At 73.9% G+C, this 3,697-nt stretch carries 3 protein-coding genes; all 3 read right to left on the bottom strand.

Going from position 1 to position 3,697, the window contains the following annotated elements; genetic code table 11:
- Positions 1-358, bottom strand: a 358-nt coding sequence (locus tag A6Q79_RS13045; RefSeq protein ID WP_317698586.1) for a hypothetical protein, incomplete at its 3' end; no start/stop codon positions are given.
- Between the two features lie 64 nt (positions 359-422).
- On the bottom strand, positions 423-1,418 hold the full coding sequence (locus A6Q79_RS13040) for a DUF2332 domain-containing protein (RefSeq protein ID WP_289016946.1): 996 nt from the start codon (positions 1,416-1,418) through the stop codon (positions 423-425).
- Positions 1,419-1,450: 32 nt separating this feature from the next.
- Positions 1,451-3,697: 7,8-didemethyl-8-hydroxy-5-deazariboflavin synthase CofG (cofG, locus tag A6Q79_RS13035; RefSeq protein ID WP_317698585.1), on the bottom strand; the 2,247-nt coding region annotated here is incomplete at its 5' end.

Genomic DNA, 3,697 nt, shown 5'->3' with positions numbered 1-3,697 from the left:
GCTCGGAGGTGGTCCAGCCCAGGTCGGTGAGGACGGCGCGGCTCGTGCCGACGAGGTCCTCGCCCCGCTCGTCCCGGCTGCGCTGGGAGCGGACGGGTCGCGCGGTGCCTGGCACCGGGCTGCTGGTCCAGCGCACGGGTGACGGCTCCGGCGGACCACCGAGGAGGAGCTCCCACACCGACGCGAACTCCTGGTCGAGCCGGGCGGCCAGCTCCTGTGCCGTCTCGACCGAGACCGGGTCCCGGTCCGACCCGGGAGGCGCCGTGGCCTCGGCGGGCGGCAGCAGCACGACGTCGACGTCGGGGTGGCGTCGACGCACCACGTCCCAGAACGGCTCGCGTCCCCCCGGTTCGCTCATGGGCAGGAGCGTAGTGGGGTTCTCGATCCGAGTGAAGTCTCCAGGTCAGGTGGGGGCAGGTGGGTCAGGCGAGCCAGTGCAGCGTGCGTCCGTGCCCGTGGGCCCAAGCGACGGCCTGCCCGTCCAGGCCCAGCACGAAGGCGTGGCGCTCGGGACCGGGGGAGGAGGCGGTCGCGGTGATCGACGGGAGCACACGTGAGGACTCGTTGCTCACCCAGTGGCAGGCGCCGTCGGCGACCAGGCCGCGAGCCAGCTCGTCGAACGCGACGCGCTGGTGGTCGTCGAGGTAGGCGATCACGGCGCTGTGGAGCACGACGACCGGGCCGTCGGCCGCGGCCTCCTCGACCAGCCGCGGCAGCTCGGTGAGCAGGTCGCCCGCGACGACGTGCGGAGGGTCCGCCCGTGCGACCTCGAGCGCGGCGCGGAGCCGGGCGCGTCGGTCGTCGTGCTCGGGCCAGACGAGCGTCTCGAGCCACGCCACGTCGTCCGGCGAGGTGACGTCGAGCGGGTTCAGATCGATCCCGCGACGTGCGGCGACGCGCGGGACACGCTGGGGGAGAGGCGCCGGACCCGTGACGTCGCAAGCGAGCCCAGGACCCGCGCCGACGACGACGTCGCCGCCTTCCGTGCGCCAGCGGTACGTGTAGCGGTCGGGGTAGAGGCACAGGCCGGCGCTCGCCCCGACCTCCAGGAGCGACAACGGGGCGTCGTCGTGCTGTGCCGCCACGATCGCGAACGCAGGGGCGAGCGTCGCGAGCCGGCCGACCTCGTTGGTCTGCGTCGACCGTTCCAGCACGGTCGCGCGGATCGGTCCGTCGGATCCGTCGGCGAGGAGCGCCTCGCGCAGGGCCGCGTACGGGCCGGGTGCCGGGACCCCGTGCAGGCGTGCGGCGGCGAGCACCAGGTTCGGCTGCTGCTTGGCGCGCGGCAGCGTGGCGAGCCAGTCGAGCACCTCGGCGTCGTCGGCGACCGCGGCCGACCACGCCGTGAAGGTGGCGGAGTCGGCCGCCTGCGCCGCGAACTCGCGGTACTCCTCGGCGAGCTCCTGCCCGTGCTCCATGGGTCGAGTCTGCTCCCCGGACCGCGTGCCGACTAATCCCGGTGGTCGGGCGCGTGGTGCCCGGCGACGTGGTCGGCCGGGTGGGCCGCGTCGGCGGCGTGGTGCGCCACCGGGTGACCGGTCGACGACGCGTGGCCGCCGTCGGTGCGAAACAGCGCGCTCGGCCACCACATCCAGCGCCCGAGGTCGAGGGTGAGCGCCGTGACCAGCACCGACCGCACGACGAGCGTGTCCAGCAGGACGCCGAGCGCGACCGCGAAGCCCAGCTCGGCGAGGAACACGATGGGCAGGGAGCCGAGCGCGGCGAACGTGCCGGCGAGCACCAGCCCGGCCGACGTGATCACCCCGCCCGTCGCGGCGAGGCCGATCAGCGCACCCCGCCGGGTGCCGTGCACGAGCGACTCCTCGCGCACCCGGGTCATCAGGAAGATGTTGTAGTCGATGCCCAGCGCCACGAGGAACACGAACGCGTAGAGCGGGAACGAGGAGTCGGTGCCGCCGAAGCCCAGCACGTGCCGGAACACCAGCGCACTGATGCCGAGCGCGGCGCCGAAGGACAGCACGACGGTCACGAGCAGCACGAGCGGTGCCATCACCGACCGCAGCAGCACGCCGAGGATCAGCAGGACGGCGAGCAGCACCACCGGGATGATCAGCCGGGTGTCGGCGGCCGACGCCTGCTGCACGTCGTGGTTGATGGCGGTGGTCCCGCCGACGAGCGGGTCGCCCGGCACGTCGGCGAGGGCGGCACGGGCCCGGTCGACGGTGTCGAACGCGGCCCGGGAGTCGGGGGCGGCCTCGAGGGTGCCCTCCACGTAGCCGACGTCGCCGCGGACCACGGGCTCCGAGACCGAGTCCGGGGCGATGCCCTGCACGCCCTGCAGCGTCGAGGCGGCGTCGTCGACGTGCGCGGCGTCGACCACGACCTGCACCGGTGCGCCAGCGCCGCCGGGGAAGTGCTCGGCGAGCTTCCCCTCGGCGACGATCGACGGCTGCTCGGTCGTGAACTGCTCCGCGTCGGACAGGCCGTTCGCGTCGAGCTGCACGAGGCCGACGGTGAAGCCGGCGAGCAGCAGGGTGGTCACGGCCCAGACGGCGCGCGGGCGTCGGGCGATGCGTCGACCCACCCGGCCCCAGACCCCGTCCTCGGCGGGCTGCGGGTCGCCGAACCGGGGGACGAAGGGCCAGAAGACCCAGCGTCCGCACACGACGAGGAGGGCGGGCAGCAGCACGAGCATCGTGAGCAGGGCGACGACGATGCCCGCCGCGGCGACCGGGCCGAGGCCCGCGGTGGCCTGCATCTGGGCGAGCAGCAGGCACAGCAGGCCGACCACGACGGTGGACCCGCTGGCCAGCACGGCGGGGGCGGCCCGGTGCAGGGCGTGCGCCATCGCCGCGTGCCGGTCCTCGGTGTTGCGCAGCTCCTCGCGGTAGCGGGCCACGATCAGGAGCGCGTAGTCGATGCCGGCGCCGAGCAGGGCGTGGCACTCGGCGAGGTCGGTGAGGTTGGGCGGTGCCTGGACCCGTGCCTTGGGGCCGAGCACGAGCCGGGTCACGGCGATGGCGGCGAGGTACTCGTCGAGGCCGAGGTCGTCGGCGTGCCGCATCGCGGTGTCGGGCTTGGCCCGGAAGTTCTGGACGATCACCTCCTGGATCGACCCGTAGGCCGTCGCGGAGGCGCGCAGCGCGAAGATCGTGTCCGCGCGCTCCTCCAGGGTCTCGCCGATGCCGACCAGCAGACCGGTCGTGAAGGGGATGGAAAGCCGACCGGCGTCCTCGAGGACGCGCAGCCGCACGGCCGGGTCCTTGTCCGGCGAGCCGTAGTGGGCCTCGCCCTTGGTCTCGAAGAGCCGCCGCGAGGTCGTCTCGAGCATCATCCCCATCGACGGGGAGACCGGCTTGAGGCGGTTCATCTCCTCCCACGACATGACGCCGGGGTTGAGGTGGGGCAGCAGCCCGGTCTCCTCCAAGACTCGCACCGCCATCGCGCGGACGTAGGCCAGCGTGGAGTCGTAGCCCTGCTCGTCGAGCCAGGCCCGCGCCTCGGGCCAGCGGTCCTCGGGGCGGTCGCCGAGGGTGAACAACGCCTCCAGGCAGCCCATCTGAGCGCCCTGAGAGGCGATCGCGAGGATCTCGTCGGGCGAGAGGCAGGGCGCCCGACCGTCCCGGGCCGCCTGGCCCGGCGTCTCCACGAACGTGCAGTAGTGGCACCGGTCGCGGCACAACCGCGTGACGGGGATGAACACCTTCGGCGAGCACGTCACCACACCCGGACGCCC

Origin of the sequence: Aeromicrobium sp. REDSEA-S32_B7, from assembly GCF_001626145.1 — a bacterium.
GTDB lineage: Bacteria > Actinomycetota > Actinomycetes > Propionibacteriales > Nocardioidaceae > Aeromicrobium > Aeromicrobium erythreum.
The sequence above is the reverse complement of the archived record's forward strand: the minus strand, read 5'-3'. Positions and strand labels throughout refer to the sequence as shown.

What these genes read in the sequence shown, in the direction of transcription:
- A6Q79_RS13040 (WP_289016946.1), bottom strand. Translation starts at nt 1,418, where the DNA reads ATGGAGCACGGGCAGGAGCTCGCCGAGGAGTACCGCGAGTTCGCGGCG.